The organism is Micropruina sp. (assembly GCF_047602385.1).
Taxonomy (GTDB): Bacteria; Actinomycetota; Actinomycetes; order Propionibacteriales; family Propionibacteriaceae; genus Micropruina.
Window position 1 is genome coordinate 208,730 of the sequence record NZ_JASGHL010000001.1, and the last position, 16,360, is coordinate 225,089.

Sequence of the window (16,360 nt, forward strand, 5' to 3'; positions counted from 1 at the left end):
GTGGGTGCGGCCGTCATGCATCCGGATAGAGTCACCATCGCAATCGCTGCCGCGATCGACACCCGACTATCAATAGCTCGCATTGATACTGTCCTTCACTTCCAAACTCACATGCTGAGCGGCGGATGCAGTCGTATAAGGGTTTCGACCGCAGCCCATGATCGAGGTGTCGTTGCTGGCAACCGAAGGGCTACCGAACACTCCATGCATGACTCCGACGGCATGACCCGACTCGTGACAGGCCAGCATCGCATCCATGGGGGTCCCCGAATCGCTATTGAACCTCACGTACTGTTGGTCACACTCCCACGACGACGAGTTGACGGCATCGTCACACCACGTCAGCCCGTACACGCCCGCGTCCAGATTGGCCGTCTGGTAGATGATGTCCGTTTCACCGCTGCCCGAATACACGGGCGAACTGTCATAGGTGACCGAGAGGTCGGTCGACGCGTACTCCCCGAGCGCGGACGCAACCCGCGATTTCATGCTGGAGCTGACCGACGATTGAACGTAATAGTAGACAGATGAATTGTCTGTTGCAGTATCCGTGAGGATACGATGCCGTCGAGTTTGCGCAGGTAGTCAGATAGTAATTTCCACTGGGCACCACGAGGTCGTAAGTTGCCGCCAGAGTGACCGTCGCGGGTTGGGCGACCCAAAGAGCCAAAACTCCCCGCCACAATCGCCGCCGCAAGACCTCGGGATCGTCTTGATCCCCTCATCATTGCCGCAACCTACCACGTCCCGAACGCGACTACCAAGGGAGAGCGGGAGAGGAATTCGTCGGACAGGTCGCGGGTCCACCCCGAACCCAACGCTCGCCGAACTATTCGGGGCTCGCTGAATTCTGCGAGCCCCAAATAGCTCAGCGAGCGTTCGCTGAGACTTAGCGGGTGACGTTGGCGTTGGTGACGGCGATCGCGACGTTGGCGCCACCGAAACCGAACGAGTTGTTGACAGCGGCGAGATCACCCTCGGGCAGTGGACGCGAGGCGTTGGCGGCGATGTCGATGCCGAGCCCGGGCTCCTGGTTCTCCAGGTTGATGGTCGGGGGGACCGTCCGGTCGCGCAGGGCCAGCACCGTCGCCAGCGTTTCCAGGGCTCCGGCGCCGCCGAGCAGGTGCCCGGTCATCGACTTGGTCGAAGTCACCACGCACCGATCGACGGCATCACCCAGGGCGTAGCGGATCGAACCGGCCTCGGTGACGTCGCCCTGCGGGGTCGACGTGCCGTGTGCGTTCACGTGCCTGATGTCGGACGCCGACAGCCCGGAATCGGCCAGCGCCTTCTGCATCGCGCCGTACTGGCCCGCACCGCTCGGGTCGGGCTGGACGATGTCGTGGCTGTCCGCGGTGATGCCGGCCCCGGCCAGCGTCCCGTAGCTCTTCGCGCCGCGGGCCCGGGCGTGCTCGAGGGTCTCGATCACCAGCACCGCCGAGCCTTCGCCCATCACGAAGCCGTCGCGCCCGGTGTCCCAGGGCCGGGACGCTTTCTCGGGCTCGTCATTGCGCCGTGACAGCGCCTGCATCTGACCGAAGGCGGCGATCGGCAGCGGATGGATGGTGGCCTCGGTGCCGCCGACCACGGCGATGTCGGCCCGGCCCAGCCGCAACTGGTCGAGCGCGAGCGCGATCGCCTCGTTGGAGGACGCGCACGCCGACACCGGGGTGTGTACGCCGGCTTTGGCGCTGATCGCCATGCCGACGTTGGCCGCCGGCGCGTTGGCCATCAGCATCGGGATGGTGAACGGGCTGACCCGGCGGTAGCCCTTGTCGCGGTGGGCGTCCCAGTTGTTCAGCAGGGAGTGCAGGCCACCGATTCCGCTGGCCAGCGAGACGATCAGCCGGTAGGGGTCCACCTCGTTGTCGGTGCCCCAGGTGAGGCCGGCGTCCTGCCAGGCCTCCTGGGCCGCGATCAGCGCCAGCTGCGTGGACCGGTCGAGCCGGCGTGCCTTGACTCGCTCGATGACGGTGGACGGATCGACCTTCACATGGGCGGCGATCTTGACCGGGAGTTCCTCGGCCCACTCCTCGGTGAGGCGGTGGACGCCGGACTCTCCGGCGAGCAGGCCGGCCCAGGTCGAGGCCGCGTCGCCGCCCAGCGGCGTGGTGGCTCCGATGCCGGTGATCACAATCTCAGGCATGACTCTCCGAGGTGGTTCGGTAATGGGTGAGGGGTGCCCCGGCCCGCTTTCGAAGTGCGGGGCCGGGGCACGCAGCGGGCTCAGCTCAGCTGTGCGCCTCGACGTAGGCGACGGCGTCGCCCACGGTCTTGAGGTTCTTGGAGTCCTCGTCGGGGATGGTGACGCCGAACTTCTCCTCACAACCGACGATGATCTCGACCATCGCCAGCGAGTCGACATCGAGATCGTCGACGAAGGACTTGTCCAGCTGGACGTCCTCCACCGGCACACCGGCGACGTCGTTGACGAGCTCAGCCAGCTGAGCGCGGATCTCTTCGGTGGTGGCCATAGGGTTTCTCCTTGTCGTAGGGCCTTTCCGGGGGCTCCCGGAAGAATAGAGGGGTCAGGGTAGGGTGACGACCTGGCCGGCATAGACCAGGCCGGCGCCGAAACCTATCAGCAACGCGGTCTGTCCCGATCTGGCCTCGCCGGAACTCAGCAGCGCGTCCATCGCCATCGGCACCGATGCAGCGGAATTGTTGCCGAATTGTTTGATGGTGCGCGCCACCACGACATGCTCGGGCAGTTTCAGGTGCCGCAACATGGCGTCGGTGATCCGGTTGTTGGCCTGATGCGGAATGAATACGTCCAGGTCGGCGGGGGCAAGCCCGGCGACATCGAGGACGTTCTTGGTGGCCTCGGTGATGAAGCCGCTGGCCCACTTGAAGACCGAGCGGCCGTCCATGGTCAGATAGGGGCGTTCGCCGGTGGAGACCGCCTCGTTCCATTCGCTGGTCTGGGTGATCGCCTCGGCCTGGCCGCCGTCCGAGCCCCACACGACGGGGCCGATGCCGTTGGTCTCGCTGGGGCCCACGACGGCGGCCCCGGCGCCGTCGGCGAACAGGAACGCGGTGCCGCGGTCGTGGATGTCGGTGAACCGGCTGAGTTCCTCGACGCCGATCACCAGCGCGTAGCGGGCGGCGCCGGTGCGGACCAGCGCCTCGGCCTGGGCCAGGCCGTAGCAGAAGCCGGCGCAGGCCGCGGAGATGTCGTAGGCGGCGCCGTTGGTGCCCAGCTGGTGGGCCAGTTTGGCGGCCATGCTCGGCGTCTGATGGAAGTAGGAGACGGTCGCGACGATCACCGCGCCGATCTCTGCGGCCGGGACGCCGGAGCGTTCGATCGCCGTCCGGGCAGCGGCCAGCGCCATCGTCTCGACGTCCTCGCCCTCGCCGACCCAGCGGCGCTCGGCGATGCCGGTGCGCTGCTGGATCCACTCGTCGGAGGAGTCGATCCAGGTGCACATCTCGGCGTTGTCGACCACCCGGGACGGCACGAACGACGCCACCGAGAGCAGCTTGGCGAACGGTGCGCCGGCGGCGACCGCGATCGGTGCGGTCATGCGGCCACCCCCGCGTGCTCGGCGACGAAGGTGCGGGCGTCGGCGAGCTGGTCGGGGGTGTTGAGGTTGAACAAGGCGACTCCCTTCAGGTTGCGCTTGGCGATGCCGGTCAGCGTGCCGGACGGCGGCAGTTCGAGAATGCCGGTGACGCCGAGTTCGGCCAGGGCGTCCAGGCACAGATCCCAGCGCACCGGGTTGCCGACCTGGCTGACCAGCCGGCGCACCACCTCGGCACCGTCGTCGACCACCGCGCCGTCGGCGTTGCTGAGCAGCTTGGTGGACGGGGCAGCCGTGGTCAGGTCCGCCGCCAACGCGGCAAGTTCGGCGACGGCGGGTTGCATGTGCACGGTGTGGAATGCGCCGGCGACGCTCAGTTGGATCAGCCGGGCCCGGGCCGGCGGGTTGGCGGCCAGCACGGCGAGTTGTTCCACGGTGCCGGCAGCGACGATCTGGCCCTTGCCGTTGTTGTTGGCCGCGGTCAGGCCGGCGGCCTCGATCGCGGCGGACACCTCGTCGGGGACGCCGCCGACGACGGCCATCATCGAGGTCGGACGCAGCGCGGACGCCGCCGCCATGCCCCGGCCGCGGGTCGCCACGAAACGCATCGCGCCCTCGGCGGACAGCACACCGGTCAGCACCGCCGCGGTGATCTCGCCGACGCTGTGCCCCGCGACCACGTCCGGGTTGGGGCCCGCTGCGAGCAGCGCCCGCCCAGCGACCAGCCCGGCGGCGACCAGCAGCGGCTGGGCGACCTCGGTGGCCCGGATCGCCTCGGCGTCGGCCTCGGTGCCGTAGTGGGCCAGGTCGACGCCGGCGACCTCGGAGAGTGCGCCCAACTCGTCGGCGACGACGGCATCAGCCAGCCACGAGCTGAGGAACCCGGGGGTCTGGGCACCCTGGCCGGGCGCAAGGATTGCTAGCACGGGAATACTCTTGCGCGAATCCGCCCGGGATTGACAGCGGGACATGACGAAAATGTCACAGACCTTCTTGTGAGGTTCCCACAACGCCACGCCCAGTCGGAGGCGGACTGGACTGCTCCGGCTTTGTGGTAACTACGAGGTGATCAACCGTCCGAGGGTCACGGCGAGCCGCAGCACATAGGCGCTGCGGGCGTCCGCCGGGTGATAGCCGGAGACCTCCGCGATCCGTCGCAGCCGATAGCGGACCGTGTTCGGGTGGACGAACAGGGTGCGCGCCGTGGCCTCCACCGAGCCGCTGTTGTCCAGGTAGGCGACCAGGGTCTCAAGCAGGTCGGCGCCGGCGTCGCGCAGCGGTCCGTAGATCTCCCGGGCCAGCATCCGGCGGGCGTGGCCGTCGCCGGCCAGCGCCCGCTCGGGCAGCAGGTCCTCGGCGGCGACCGGACGCGGGGCGCTCGGCCAGGCGTCCGCCGCCCGGATCCCGGAGAGGGCACCGCGCGCCGAGGTGGCCGCGTCGACCAGGTCGCTGACTTCCGGGCCGACCACGATGTGACCTGGCCCGAAGTGGTCGGCCACCTCGGTGATCACCGACAGCGCCGTGCCGGCGGTGCCGGAATGCCCGCCCAGCACCACCACCAGCCGGTCGCCCTGGGTCGAGGCGAGCAGGTCGAAGCCGTGCGCGGCGACCGCCCGGCGCATCGCCTCCACCGCCTGGTCCTTCGCCGGCGCCTCGCCGATGGTCACGGTGATCGCGGCGGGGGAGCGCCAGCCCAGCGTGGACGCCCGGGAGAGCACGGTCTCGTCGGCTTCGCCTCGGATCACGGCGTCCACCACCAGGGCTTCCAGTCGGGCGTCCCAGCCGCCGCGGGCCTCGGCGGCGCGGGCGTAGACCTCGGCGACGCCGAAGGCGATCTCGCGTGAGTACTGCACGATCGCCAGATAGACCCCGGAGCGGTCGCCGCGCGGCACCAGCCGTTCCAGCTGGCCCTCGACGGTGTCGATGGTGGTGCGGATCAGGTCGACGCTCTGGTGCAGGGTGATCCGGCGCATCAGTGCCCGGGGGGCTGCGTCGAAGACGTCCGCGGGGTTGACGTCGCGGCCCTCGTCGGCGAACCAGCGGACGAAGCCGTCGATGCCGGCGCGGGCGACCAGGGTGACCCACGAGCGGTGCTCGGCGTCCAGTTCACCGAACCAGGGGTGCCGCGCCTCGATCTCGGCCAGCGCCGCGGTGGTCATCTCCGGGGCGGCCTGGGCCAGCCGCTTGGCGAGCGCGCCGCGCTGCCGGCCGGGCTGCGGCCAGCCGCGTCCGATCCCTGGAATGGCGGCCACCGCGCTCCCTTCGTCGGCAACACCATAGAGGAACCCGGCCGGCGGGCCGCCGGCCCATGGCCCGGGAGCCTAGGGTGGGGGAGGCCGGCGATCGTGGGGCCGGGACGGAGGAGGCAGGCCGGATGGATCCCGTGGTGGCGTTGCGCGAGATCGCCTATCTGATGGAGCGCGAGCGCGCCGACAGCTACCGCGTCCGAGCCTTCCGTCGCGCGGCCGACATCGTGGACGGCATGCCCGCAGCGGAACGCGCCGACCACGCGGCCGCGTCCGACTGGAAGCGGGTATCCGGGCTGGGCACGTCCTCGGTGGCGGTGATCGAGCAGGCGCTGGCCGGACGCGTCCCGGACTATCTGGCCCGCAAACGGGCCGCCGCAAAACCGCTGGTCGATCCCGAGCCCGGCCTGCGGGCACTGCTCAAAGGCGACCTGCACACCCACTCCACCTGGTCCGACGGCGGCAGCTCGATCGAGGAGATGATGCTGGCCGCCCGGGCACTCGGCCACGAGTACACCGCGGTCACCGACCATTCGCCGCGGCTGCGGGTGGCCCGCGGACTGTCGGCGGAGCGACTCGCCGAACAGCTGGACCTGATCGACGACCTGAACGAGGCGCTCGCCCCGTTCCGGGTGCTGCGCGGCATCGAGGTCGACATCCTCGACGACGGTTCGCTGGACCAGTCGCCGTTCATGCTGAACCGGCTGGACGTGGTGGTCGCCAGCGTGCACTCCAAGCTGGCGATGGACGCCGAATCGATGACCCACCGGATGGTCGCCGCGATCGCCAACCCGCGCACCAACGTGCTGGGTCATTGCACCGGACGGCTGATCGAGGGCGAGCGCGGCACCCGCGGCGAGAGTTCCTTCGACGCCGCGGTGGTGTTCGAGGCCTGCCGGGCGTTCGGCGTCGCTGTCGAGATCAACTCGCGCCCCGAGCGCCGCGATCCGCCCGACCGGCTCTTGGCGCTCGCCAACGACACCGGTTGCCTGTTCAGCATCGACACCGACGCCCATGCGCCGGGCCAGTTGGAGTTCCTCTCCTACGGTGCCGCCCGTGCCGAGGCGGCCGGCATCGATCCTGATCGGATCGTCACCACCTGGGGTGTGGAGCGACTGCTGGAGTGGACGAAAGCGCGCTGATCGACGGCCATTTGCGCAGTGGCAGCCCGGACGCCGGACACTCTGTGAGCGCCACGATGTGCTCGACCGCGAGGATAAGGCAGGATGGACCCGAAACTCCCAGGCCGGGCATCGCCGCCGGTCAGGGCCGCGCATGAGAAAGGACTCCCCAGTGGCCATGAGCGAGACTGTCGGCCCGATCCTCAACGGGCTCCCCACCAGCCTGCCGGACATTGACTCGGAGGAGACGGCCGAATGGCTGGAGTCACTGGACGGGGTGATCGACGAGGGCGGCCGGAACCGGGCCCGCTACATCATGCTGAAGCTGCTGGAGCGCTCCCGCGAGCGGCACTTGGGCGTCCCGTCGCTGACCGCCACCGATCACATCAACACCATCCCGCCGGAGAAGGAGCCCTGGTACCCGGGCGACACCGAGCTGGAGCGTAAATTCCGCCGGCTGGTCCGGTGGAACGCCGCGATTACCGTGCACCGGGCCAACCGGCCGGGCATCGGCGTCGGCGGCCACATCTCCTCCTTCGCCTCGTCGGCGACGCTGTACGAGGTGGGTTTCAACCACTTCTTCCGGGGTAAGGACCACCCCGGCGGCGGCGACCAGATCTTCTACCAGGGGCACGCCTCGCCCGGCATGTACTCGCGGGCCTTCCTCGAGGGACGGCTCACCGAGGTCGACCTGGACGGCTTCCGCCAGGAGCACAGCCATGTCGTCGACGGCAAGCTGCGGGCGCTGCCGTCGTACCCGCACCCGCGGCAGATGCCGTGGTTCTGGGAGTTCCCGACGGTGTCGATGGGTCTCGGCCCGCTGGACGCCATCTACCAGGCACAGTTCAACAAGTACCTGCACAACCGCGGCATCAAGGACACCTCGCAGCAGCGGGTCTGGGCCTTCCTCGGCGACGGCGAGATGGACGAGCCGGAGAGCCGCGGTGCGCTGCAGCTGGCGTCCTACGACGAACTGGACAACCTGACCTTCGTGGTGAACTGCAACCTGCAGCGGCTGGACGGCCCGGTGCGCGGCAACGGCAAGATCATGCAGGAGCTCGAGGGGTTCTTCCGCGGTGCCGGCTGGAACGTGATCAAGGTGGTCTGGGGCCGCGGCTGGGATCCGCTGCTGGCCGCCGACAAGGACGGCGCCCTGGTCAACGTGATGAACAACACCCCCGACGGCGACTACCAGACCTTCCGGGCCAACGACGGCGACTACGTCAAGGAGCACTTCTTCGGCCGCGACCCCCGGGTGGCGAAGATGGTCGACGGCTGGGACGCCGAGAAGATCTGGAAGCTGACCCGCGGCGGTCACGACTACCACAAGGTCTACGCGGCCTATAAGGCGGCCACCGAGTTCACCGGCGCGCCCACGGTCATCCTCGCGCACACCATCAAGGGCTACTTCCTCGGCTCGCACTTCGCCGGCCGCAACGCCACCCACGGCATGAAGAAGATGGCGCTGGACGACCTCAAGCAGTTCCGCGACCGCCTGGACATGCCGATCACCGACGCCGTCCTGGAGGCCGACCCCTACCGTCCGCCGTTCATCAACCCTGGCCCGAGCGACGAGCGGATCCAGTACGCGCTGGAGCGTCGGCGCAGCCTCGGCGGTGGCCTGCCCGAGCGTCGCAACAACCCCAAGCCGATCAAGCTGCCGGGCGACTCGGCCTACGCGTCGGTCAAGAAGGGCTCGGGTCAGCAGCAGATCGCGTCCACGATGGCCTGGGTGCGGCTGTTCAAGGACCTGATGCGGGACAAGGAGTTCGCGCCGCACGTCGTCCCGATCATCCCGGACGAGGCGCGCACCTTCGGCCTGGACTCATTCTTCCCGACGATCAAGATCTACAGCCCGCACGGCCAGACCTACACCCCGGTCGACAACGAGCTGATGCTGGCCTACCGCGAGGCGAAGACCGGTCAGATCCTGCACGTCGGCATCAACGAGGCCGGTTCGATGGGCGCCTTCGCGGCCGCCGGCAGCGCCTACGCGACGCACGGCGTCCACATGGTGCCGATCTACATCTTCTACTCGATGTTCGGCTTCCAGCGCACCGGCGACTCGATGTGGGCCGCTGCCGACCAGCTGGCCCGCGGCTTCCTGCTCGGCGCCACCGCCGGCCGGACGACGCTGGCCGGCGAAGGCACCCAGCACATGGACGGCCACAGCCACATCCTGGCCGCCACCAACCCGGCGATGCGCTGCTACGACCCGGCCTACGCCTACGAGATCGCGCACATCATGCAGCACGGCCTGGAGACGATGTACGGCGAGAACCCGCAGGACGTGATCTTCTACATCACGCTCTACAACGAGCCGATGGTCCAGCCGCGCGAACCCGAGGGTGTCGATGTCGAGGGCATCAAGAAGGGTCTCTACCTGCTCAAGGAGGGTTCCGCCGAGGGCGTCGGCGGCGACGCGCCGCGGGCGCAGCTGCTGGCGTCCGGGGTCGGCGTGCCGTGGGCGCTGGAGGCGCAGGAGCTGTTGAAGAACGACTGGGGCGTGGTGGCGGACGTGTGGAGCGTCACCTCCTGGAACGAGTTGCGCCGCGACGGCCTGGCCGCCGACGAGCACAACTTCCTGCATCCCGACCAGGAGGCGCAGGTGCCCTACGTGACCAAGCAGCTGCAGGGACGTCCCGGCCCGGTGATCGCCACCTCGGACTCGATGCGGCTGGTCCAGGACCAGATCGCCCAGTGGGTGCCCGGTGAATACCATTCGCTCGGGGCGGACGGCTTCGGCTTCTCCGACACCCGGGCCGCCGCTCGCCGGTTCTTCCACATCGACGGTCCCTCAATGGTCGTCCGGGCACTGCAGGCCCTGGCCGCGAAGGGCGAGGTGGACGCCTCGGCGCCCGGCCAGGCGGCCGAGAAGTACCGGTTGCTGGACGTGACTGCCGGGGCTTCCGGGTCTGCGGGCGGCGACGCCTGATCGAACCGAGATGGGCCGGTGACCGCTTCGGGCGGGCACCGGCCCATCGCCGTCGGTGGCCGCTTTCCGTCCAGTGCGAAATTCTGGCAGGCTAAGCGGACAGAACTTCTTTCCCGGAGCCAGAGAGGAAGCAGGTGTCCACCACCGACGGCACGACCAACGCGTCGGCTGCCGCTGCCCTGGGTTTCACTCCGGGACTGGCGGTGCAGGAACTCGGCTGGGACGACGACGCCGATCAGGCGTTGCGCGACACCATCATGGACGCCATCGACGGCGACCTGCTGTACGAGTCGAACGAAGCCGTCGATGTGGTGCTGCTGTGGTGGCGCGACAGCGACGGCGACGTGGTGGACGGCCTGGTGGATGCCCTCACCGACCTGTCACCGACCGGCTACATCTGGTTGCTGACGCCGAAGGTGGGCCGCGCCGATTACGTCGACCCGACCGACATCGCCGAGGGCGCCCTGACCGCCGGGCTGGCGCTGGCCAATCCGGCGTCGGTGTCGTCGGGGTGGCAGGCGCGGAAGTTGGTCCGTCCGAAGGGCAACCGCCGGTAGCTGGCACAATAGACCGCCGGACGGCAGCGGGCGCATAGCTCAGTTGGTTAGAGCACCTCCCTTACAAGGAGGTGGCCGGGGGTTCGAGTCCCTCTGCGCCCACCCGGTGACCCTCGGCCGAGAACTCCGTTCTGGCTAGGTGTGACACCGCGAAAGGCCCCAACCCGTTTAGCTCCGGGTTGGGGCCTTTCACTGTCGCCTCTCACAGAACCTCTCACGAGCGGCGGAACGGCTGCGGCGGTTAGCTCTCCGCCGCAGCCTTCGCCGGTGCACCGCTGCCCTGGAGTTGGGCGGCGATGGCGCCGAAGGTCTCCCGTTGCTTCCCCTGGCGCATGTGCGTGTAGACGGTCTGCGTCACCGAGGTGTTCGCGTGCCGCAGCGCTTTCGAGACGGCGAGCAGGTCGCCGGTCGCGTCGTACATGTACGAGGCGGCGATGTGCCGGAGCCCGTGCAGGGTCAGCGGCGGCAACGGCTCGGCGTCCTGGTCGCGTTGCTCAGCGGCGAGACGGGCGGCCGTGATCCCGGCCAGCTTGCGGAACAGCTTGGTGACGTAGCCGGGGTTCAGCGGCTGGCCACCCTCGCGGGTGAACACGTGCCCGCTCTCCGACCAGGCGTCCCCGGCCTCGCTGCGCTCGATGTCCTGGCGCACCTTCCACCCTTTCAGCGCCGCTACAGCAGCCGCGGGCAACTCGATCCCGGTTGCCGAGGCGTCGGTCTTGGGCGAGTGCTCGGTGGCCCGGTTGCCCGCCAGCACCCGGTTGTTGACGATCTGGGCAGTCCCACGGGTGAGGTCAACATCTCGCCACCTCAGGCCGCACACCTCGCCACGCCGTAGTGCGGTGTGCAGGGTGAACTCGAACAGCGCGCCGAGCCGGTGCTCGCCCGCGACCCGGAGGAAGGCGGCCAGCTGAGCCGGTTCCCAGAGGTGACGCTCGATCGCTGCGACCGTGGGCGCTTCCACGCCCCGAGCCACGTTCACCGGGCACAACTCATCGCGGACCGCACCGCTGAGGACACTCTGCACGACGGTGAGAATCCGGGTCACGGTGGGCGCCCCCCGGCCGTCGCCGGTCAGGCCGTCGAGGAACCTCACCACGTCGGAACGCCTGATGTCGGCAAGCTTCATCCGGCCCAGCGCGGACGGGCCGATATCCCGTGTCAGGTACCGCCGGTACTCCGCGGCCGTGGTCGCTGAGAGCGGCCGCTTGCCGGTGGTCTGGCGGCGGGGGAGCCACTTGTCTGCGTAGGCCGTGAACGTCAGCGCCGCGGGTGCTGCGAACTCGCCAGCGCGGGCGACCTCGGCCCGCACCTGCTCGACCACGGCACGGGCTGCGTCGAGGGTCGGCAGGGTGCGGGTGACCTGGCGGCGCTTGGGTGCTCCGGGCGGTGTGGCGTCCACCACAACCCGGAACCGGACGGTGCCGGTCTTGCCCGCCAGACGGCGGATCGGCTCGTCCGCACGCGGGCAGGCCGGGCACGTCCAACCGCGCACGGTGCCGTCCCCTCGGGTGATCGGTTCCCAGCCCCGCCGCTGGTTGCCGCGCGGCAGCCCACAGCTAGCGCAGAGCTTGAGCGGGTCGGGCGGTCTCGCGCCCTGCTCGGTTGTGCTGATGGTCATTGGTCGGCCCCTTCCTGTGTTGTGTTCTCGTTGTCCCGCGGGAGCATCCCGCGAGCCTTGGCCTGGGTGATCGCCTCGGTCGCCAGGTCCGTTGTCGCCGGCCCGCTACGACGCTCCGGAGCCGGGGGGAGCAACTTAGCCGTGCGGGCGGCGGCTACGGCCTTCCTCGCGCGGTTGTCAGTCACCGGTTTCCGGTCCCTCTCGTCCGGCTCCTGTCCACTTTCACGTAGCGCTCGCAGTGCGGCCAAGCGTTCCCTCTCCAGCAACTGCCGTACCGCAGTGGTCCTCTCTCGCGGCGGGGCCTTGGAGTAGGCGGCAGCCACCCGCCTCAAAGTGTCTCGGCTCAGCTTCGCGGCAGGCCCCGGCTTCGTCCTGCCTTGAGCATCTTCGACAGAGGGCAGATTGACCGGCAGCTCGAAGTGCCTCACCAGGTCACCGGTCGCCTCGATCGCCTCGGCGACGACCTTCCCGACCGGCAACTCGCGCCATACCCGGCTGTTCACCTCGTTCCACCCGAGCGTTGAGGTGTCAGGCTCTCCGAGGCTCTGCGGCCTCCCGTAGGGCTTCGCGTACTGCTCTACGAGCTTCCCGTCCGCATAGGTCTCGTGGACCTCGACAGAACGCAGATCAATGCCGACGCAGCGCAGCACGCCATCAGCCGAGGCGAGATGCACGGTAGCCCGGTAGTGCCTGCCGTCCAAGGTGACCGGGACGGGCGTTCTCGAAATGTAGTGGTCACTCACAGGAACAAGTATGGCACATCCGTTCGGGAATCCGCTCCGAATCCCGCGCTGATAAGGCCTGAGAATCCGTCCCTAACTTGGCATGTATCCGTCACCTACCGCCTTAGTCTTTGAGCCATGAAGATATCGGAGCACGAACTGGCCGGCCTGGCCTCTGTGGGTGCGCTCCGGTGGGCGTGCGAGAACGGAACAGCGCGTCGGCTGCGCCAGGCGGGACGACTCCACACCACCGAGGTAGCCCGCCTACTGAGCGTCACGCCGTCCGCAGTCAGCAAGTGGGAGCGTGGCCTGAGGCTGCCTACTGAGCGTCACGCCGCCGCCTACCTGCGACTACTGGAGCGCCTCAACGGCGGCCCGCTCCCGGAACCGGCCGGAGTCCGGCTGTGACCGCGCCGGCCGCCGAGCGGCTGACCATGACGGTGGAGGAAGCGGCTGCGGTGCTGGGCATCGGCAGATCCGCCGCCTACGCCGCTGTCCGCGCCGGGGAGATCCCGGCGCTGCGTGTGGGCCGGAAGCTGCTCGTACCACGCCAGCGTCTGCTAGCGATGCTCGGCGAGGCCGAGGCCTGAGCCCCAGCAAGAACTTGGGCGAACACGCCCGAGAGCAACTCCCAAACATGCTTCGACGCCCTGGAGCGGGCCGAGGACCCCAGAGCGTCTAAGCAATGACCGAAAGACAACCAACAATGACTTTCATTACCAGGATACCCAACCGGCCCGAAAACTCGTGCTGCGACGCGTCACGAGTCTGTCCGTCCGACGGCACCGCAGCCGCTGAGCTGATCGCTGAGCAGATCGGCAGCCTGGCCCGCGCCGTCTACACGCTGGCCGCCGAGCAGGCAGCGGCGGGCCGCGCACAGGCCGAGGCGCTCCAGCAGCTCGCGGCGGCGACCGGTGCGCCTGTGACTGAGCTGCCCCTGGATCGCATTGCGGCCGCGCTGGAGAAGCTGGTCGAGCGGTGAGCCTGCACGACGCCATCAGCGCCTACGCCGCTGCGGGCTGGCATCCGCTGCCGCTGCCGCCCGGCAAGAAGACCCCGCCTCCCAGTGGGTTCTCAGGCGAGCACGGCAGGGATGCCGGGCCGGCTGAGCTGGCGGACTGGGCGCAGCGCTTCCCGCAGGATGCGAACGTGGCTCTGCGCATGCCCGAGGGTGTGCTCGGTATCGACGTGGACGGCTACGGCGACAAGCCGGGAGCGGCCAGCCTGGCGGGGCTGGTGGCCCAGCACGGGCCGCTTCCGCCCACCTGGGTGAGCACCTCGCGGGGGTCGGAGCATGGGCCCGGATCCTCTGCGATCGCGTTCTACCGGGTTCCGCCCGGGCGTCGGTTCCCTGGCGTCCTGGAGGCAGGCATTGAGGCGATCCAACGGCATCACCGCTACGCCGTCGTGGCGCCCTCGGTGCATCCGGAGGGCCGGGAATACCGTTGGTACGCCCCGGACGGCCAGCCCTCGCCGAGGCCGCCCAACTTCGGCGAGATACCCGCTCTGCCTGAGCCGTGGCTGGCCGGCCTGCCCGCCGACACCCAAGGTCCGCGCGGGCAGGTCTCGGACGAGGCCGGCTCGGCGTGGCTGGGCGCCCTGATGGCTGCGGAGGCTGCGAACGCCGAGGCCTGCCCTGTGGTGATCGACACGGTGCTGGACGCCCCCGCGCGGCTGAACGACGGCACCTCCCGGCACGACACCATGAACGCGCTGGTCTATCGGCTGGTTGCGCAGGCGGCGGCCGGCCACCGCGGTTTCGCACATGCGCTGCCTTTACTGCGCCAGCAGTGGGAGAAGCTGGATCTGGACGCGGAGAACGCCGAGCGCCGCGCTGCTGCGGAGTTCGAGCGGATGCTCACCGGTGCGGCCTGCAAGGTTGCGGCGAAGCATCCGGACGGCCCGGCCAGCGGCGATCCGTGCCGGATCGCTGCCGACTTGAAGGCACAGCCGGGCAGCGGTGCGGGAGTGCCCGAGGCGGACCCGCTGGAGGGCCTGGAGGCGGCGGTGTTCGGGGCGTCCGACCGGTTGCAGGCGATCCGGCAGGCAGCCCGCTCGCGGCTGGTGTCTCCCTGGGCGGTGCTGGGCTGTGTCCTGGCTCGTGTGATTGCGGAGACGCCCGTGCCTGTGGTGCTCCCGCCCACCGTCGGCGGTGACGCCAGCCTGAACCTCGCGGTGGCGCTGGTGGGGCCCTCGGGGGTCGGCAAGTCGTCCTCGGACAAGGTGGCCCGCGACCTGCTGGCCGGGGCGCCCGTCGGCAACGGCGCCCTGTGCTCGGCCGTTGCCGTGAACAATCGGATCAGGCCCAAGGTGCTCGGGGCCGGCTCGGGCGAGGGCATCGTCCAGAGCTTCCTGGAGTGGGTCGAGATCCCGCTGCCGGCCAGGTCTCCTAACCCTGGCGCCGCCAGGCCCAAGGTCTGGAAGCTGCGCGCCAAGCCGAACTCGCTGCTGGTCGTGGACGAGATCGAGCGGGTAGCTGCGGTCAACTCCCGCAGCGGCGCCACCCTCGGCCCGATCCTTCGCAACGCGCTCACCGGGGACGACCTGTCCACCTCGAACGCCACCCGCGAGCGGGACCGTGAGGTGCCCGCGATGGCCTACCGTTTCGCGGCGATTGCGGGCGTCCAGCCGGAGCTCTCAGGCATCCTGCTGGACGACGCCAGCGCCGGGACGCCGCAGCGCTGGGCCTGGCTGCCGGTCACCGACGCGAACGCCGCCGACGAGGACGACATGCCCGAATGGCCGGGTCCGCTGGTGTGGCTGCCCGTCCTGCACGGCGAGGCCGGCACCGACGGCCGTACCCGCGTGCAGCTGCCGGGCGAGGCACGGCTGGCCATCCGCGAGGCACACCGCGCCAGGCTTCGGAACCTCGACCGAGGGCAGAACCTGGACGGGCACGCACTGCTGACCCGGACCAAGCTCGCCGCTGCTCTCGCCTTCCTGCACGGCGAGGCGGACGTCTCCCTCGAACTGTGGGAACTCGCCGGGCGGGTCATGGAGGTGTCCGACCGGACCCGCGAGGACTGCGTCCAGGTGCTCGCCCGGGCGACGCATGAGCGGAGCGTCGCCCGAGGCCGGCAGCTCGGCGTGCAGGACCAGGTGCGGGAAGACACCCGGGCGGGCCTGTTGGTGCCCCGTCTCGCTGCCCTGATCTGGCAGATGGTGCAGCAGCACAACGCGGGCGAGCGGGCGGCGGACGCAAAGCACGAGCCGGGCGAGGGCTGCACCGGCCGCTGCCTGTCCCGCGCTCTGCGTCGCCACGGCGGGGCTGAGCACCGGGACGCCGCGAGGGACGAGGCCGAGCGCCACGGCTGGATCCGGAATGCCGGGGATGACACCCGGACGCGGTGGGTACCCGGTCCCTCGAAGCCCGCGACCGAGACGGTGACCCGAGAGGTACTGGCATGAGGGGCCACGGCAGGGGGCCACGGGGCCACGGTGGCCCCCGGCCCACTGTGTGCCCGCGCCTCGCGCGTGACGCGAGTCCACACAACCATTGTTTGTTTCCTAGTCAGAGCGGGTTCTCTGAGAGGCGAGCACGCGGGCGCACACCGACACCGGGGGCCACCGGTGGCCCCCGTGGCCCCCTGTGGCCCCAGATTCTCCGGCCTTCCGCCCGACTCCGGTTGTGCCCCGGCCC

The 16,360-nt window shown here is 69.6% G+C and carries 15 protein-coding genes and 1 tRNA gene; 8 read left to right on the plus strand and 8 right to left on the minus strand.

Annotation, left to right across the window (positions count from 1 at the left end):
* Positions 1 to 69: 69 nt before the first annotated feature.
* From QM711_RS00990 to QM711_RS01015, 6 genes are all read right to left on the minus strand, one after another.
* Complete coding sequence (locus QM711_RS00990) at positions 70 to 489, minus strand: hypothetical protein (protein WP_415095859.1); 420 nt, start codon at positions 487 to 489, stop codon at positions 70 to 72.
* A 400-nt stretch (positions 490 to 889) separates the two neighbouring features.
* Positions 890 to 2,146 carry a beta-ketoacyl-[acyl-carrier-protein] synthase family protein gene (locus QM711_RS00995; protein ID WP_415095860.1) on the minus strand — a complete coding sequence of 419 codons (1,257 nt, stop codon included), beginning with the start codon at positions 2,144 to 2,146 and terminating at the stop codon, positions 890 to 892.
* 85 nt (positions 2,147 to 2,231) lie between these two features.
* Positions 2,232 to 2,474, minus strand: a complete 243-nt coding sequence (locus QM711_RS01000; RefSeq protein ID WP_298135049.1) for an acyl carrier protein — start codon at positions 2,472 to 2,474, stop codon at positions 2,232 to 2,234.
* Between the two features lie 54 nt (positions 2,475 to 2,528).
* Complete coding sequence (locus tag QM711_RS01005) at positions 2,529 to 3,524, minus strand: beta-ketoacyl-ACP synthase III (RefSeq protein WP_415095861.1); 996 nt, start codon at positions 3,522 to 3,524, stop codon at positions 2,529 to 2,531.
* Positions 3,521 to 4,447 carry an ACP S-malonyltransferase gene (locus tag QM711_RS01010; protein WP_415095862.1) on the minus strand — a complete coding sequence of 309 codons (927 nt, stop codon included), beginning with the start codon at positions 4,445 to 4,447 and terminating at the stop codon, positions 3,521 to 3,523. Before QM711_RS01010 ends, QM711_RS01005 begins: the two co-directional genes overlap by 4 nt.
* A 132-nt stretch (positions 4,448 to 4,579) precedes the next feature.
* On the minus strand, positions 4,580 to 5,773 hold the full coding sequence (locus QM711_RS01015) for a PucR family transcriptional regulator (RefSeq protein ID WP_415095863.1): 1,194 nt from the start codon (positions 5,771 to 5,773) through the stop codon (positions 4,580 to 4,582).
* Between the two features lie 122 nt (positions 5,774 to 5,895).
* Between QM711_RS01015 and QM711_RS01020 the strand changes: the two genes are divergently transcribed.
* From QM711_RS01020 to QM711_RS01035, 4 genes are all read left to right on the plus strand, one after another.
* Positions 5,896 to 6,909, plus strand: coding sequence for a PHP domain-containing protein (locus tag QM711_RS01020; RefSeq protein WP_415095864.1), 1,014 nt, complete (start codon positions 5,896 to 5,898; stop codon positions 6,907 to 6,909).
* Between the two features lie 157 nt (positions 6,910 to 7,066).
* Positions 7,067 to 9,823, plus strand: a complete 2,757-nt coding sequence (gene aceE / locus QM711_RS01025) for a pyruvate dehydrogenase (acetyl-transferring), homodimeric type (RefSeq protein WP_415095865.1) — start codon at positions 7,067 to 7,069, stop codon at positions 9,821 to 9,823.
* 134 nt (positions 9,824 to 9,957) lie between these two features.
* Positions 9,958 to 10,380 carry a DUF3052 domain-containing protein gene (locus QM711_RS01030; protein WP_415095866.1) on the plus strand — a complete coding sequence of 141 codons (423 nt, stop codon included), beginning with the start codon at positions 9,958 to 9,960 and terminating at the stop codon, positions 10,378 to 10,380.
* A 28-nt stretch (positions 10,381 to 10,408) separates the two neighbouring features.
* Positions 10,409 to 10,482: transfer RNA gene (locus QM711_RS01035), tRNA-Val, on the plus strand.
* Positions 10,483 to 10,621: 139 nt separating this feature from the next.
* Here QM711_RS01035 and xerC read toward each other — a convergent pair.
* Both xerC and QM711_RS01045 read right to left on the minus strand, forming a co-directional pair.
* Entirely contained in the window at positions 10,622 to 11,998 is a 1,377-nt protein-coding gene (gene xerC / locus QM711_RS01040; protein ID WP_415095867.1) for a site-specific integrase, read from the minus strand.
* Positions 11,995 to 12,741 carry a hypothetical protein gene (locus tag QM711_RS01045; RefSeq protein WP_415095868.1) on the minus strand — a complete coding sequence of 249 codons (747 nt, stop codon included), beginning with the start codon at positions 12,739 to 12,741 and terminating at the stop codon, positions 11,995 to 11,997. The genes xerC and QM711_RS01045 overlap by 4 nt, the downstream gene beginning before the upstream one ends.
* Before the next feature lie 117 nt (positions 12,742 to 12,858).
* Between QM711_RS01045 and QM711_RS01050 the strand changes: the two genes are divergently transcribed.
* The 4 genes from QM711_RS01050 to QM711_RS01065 all read left to right on the plus strand — a co-directional run bounded on the left by QM711_RS01050 (position 12,859) and on the right by QM711_RS01065 (position 16,128).
* Positions 12,859 to 13,128 carry a helix-turn-helix domain-containing protein gene (locus tag QM711_RS01050; protein WP_415095869.1) on the plus strand — a complete coding sequence of 90 codons (270 nt, stop codon included), beginning with the start codon at positions 12,859 to 12,861 and terminating at the stop codon, positions 13,126 to 13,128.
* The gene (locus QM711_RS01055; protein ID WP_415095870.1) at positions 13,125 to 13,310 is read left to right on the plus strand and encodes a helix-turn-helix domain-containing protein; all 186 of its coding nucleotides are present in this window, start codon (positions 13,125 to 13,127) and stop codon (positions 13,308 to 13,310) included. The genes QM711_RS01050 and QM711_RS01055 overlap by 4 nt, the downstream gene beginning before the upstream one ends.
* 116 nt (positions 13,311 to 13,426) lie before the next feature.
* Positions 13,427 to 13,702, plus strand: coding sequence for a hypothetical protein (locus QM711_RS01060; RefSeq protein WP_415095871.1), 276 nt, complete (start codon positions 13,427 to 13,429; stop codon positions 13,700 to 13,702).
* Positions 13,699 to 16,128 carry a bifunctional DNA primase/polymerase gene (locus tag QM711_RS01065; RefSeq protein WP_415095872.1) on the plus strand — a complete coding sequence of 810 codons (2,430 nt, stop codon included), beginning with the start codon at positions 13,699 to 13,701 and terminating at the stop codon, positions 16,126 to 16,128. The genes QM711_RS01060 and QM711_RS01065 overlap by 4 nt, the downstream gene beginning before the upstream one ends.
* Positions 16,129 to 16,360 lie beyond the last annotated feature (232 nt).

Coding starts and splice junctions, on each gene's coding strand:
- QM711_RS01000 (WP_298135049.1), bottom strand. CDS start 2,474: ATGGCCACCACCGAAGAGATCCGCGCTCAGCTGGCTGAGCTCGTCAAC.
- QM711_RS00990 (WP_415095859.1), bottom strand. CDS start 489: ATGAAATCGCGGGTTGCGTCCGCGCTCGGGGAGTACGCGTCGACCGAC.
- aceE (WP_415095865.1), top strand. CDS start 7,067: ATGAGCGAGACTGTCGGCCCGATCCTCAACGGGCTCCCCACCAGCCTG.
- QM711_RS01020 (WP_415095864.1), top strand. CDS start 5,896: ATGGATCCCGTGGTGGCGTTGCGCGAGATCGCCTATCTGATGGAGCGC.
- QM711_RS00995 (WP_415095860.1), bottom strand. CDS start 2,146: ATGCCTGAGATTGTGATCACCGGCATCGGAGCCACCACGCCGCTGGGC.
- QM711_RS01060 (WP_415095871.1), top strand. CDS start 13,427: ATGACTTTCATTACCAGGATACCCAACCGGCCCGAAAACTCGTGCTGC.
- xerC (WP_415095867.1), bottom strand. CDS start 11,998: ATGACCATCAGCACAACCGAGCAGGGCGCGAGACCGCCCGACCCGCTC.
- QM711_RS01050 (WP_415095869.1), top strand. CDS start 12,859: ATGAAGATATCGGAGCACGAACTGGCCGGCCTGGCCTCTGTGGGTGCG.
- QM711_RS01005 (WP_415095861.1), bottom strand. CDS start 3,524: ATGACCGCACCGATCGCGGTCGCCGCCGGCGCACCGTTCGCCAAGCTG.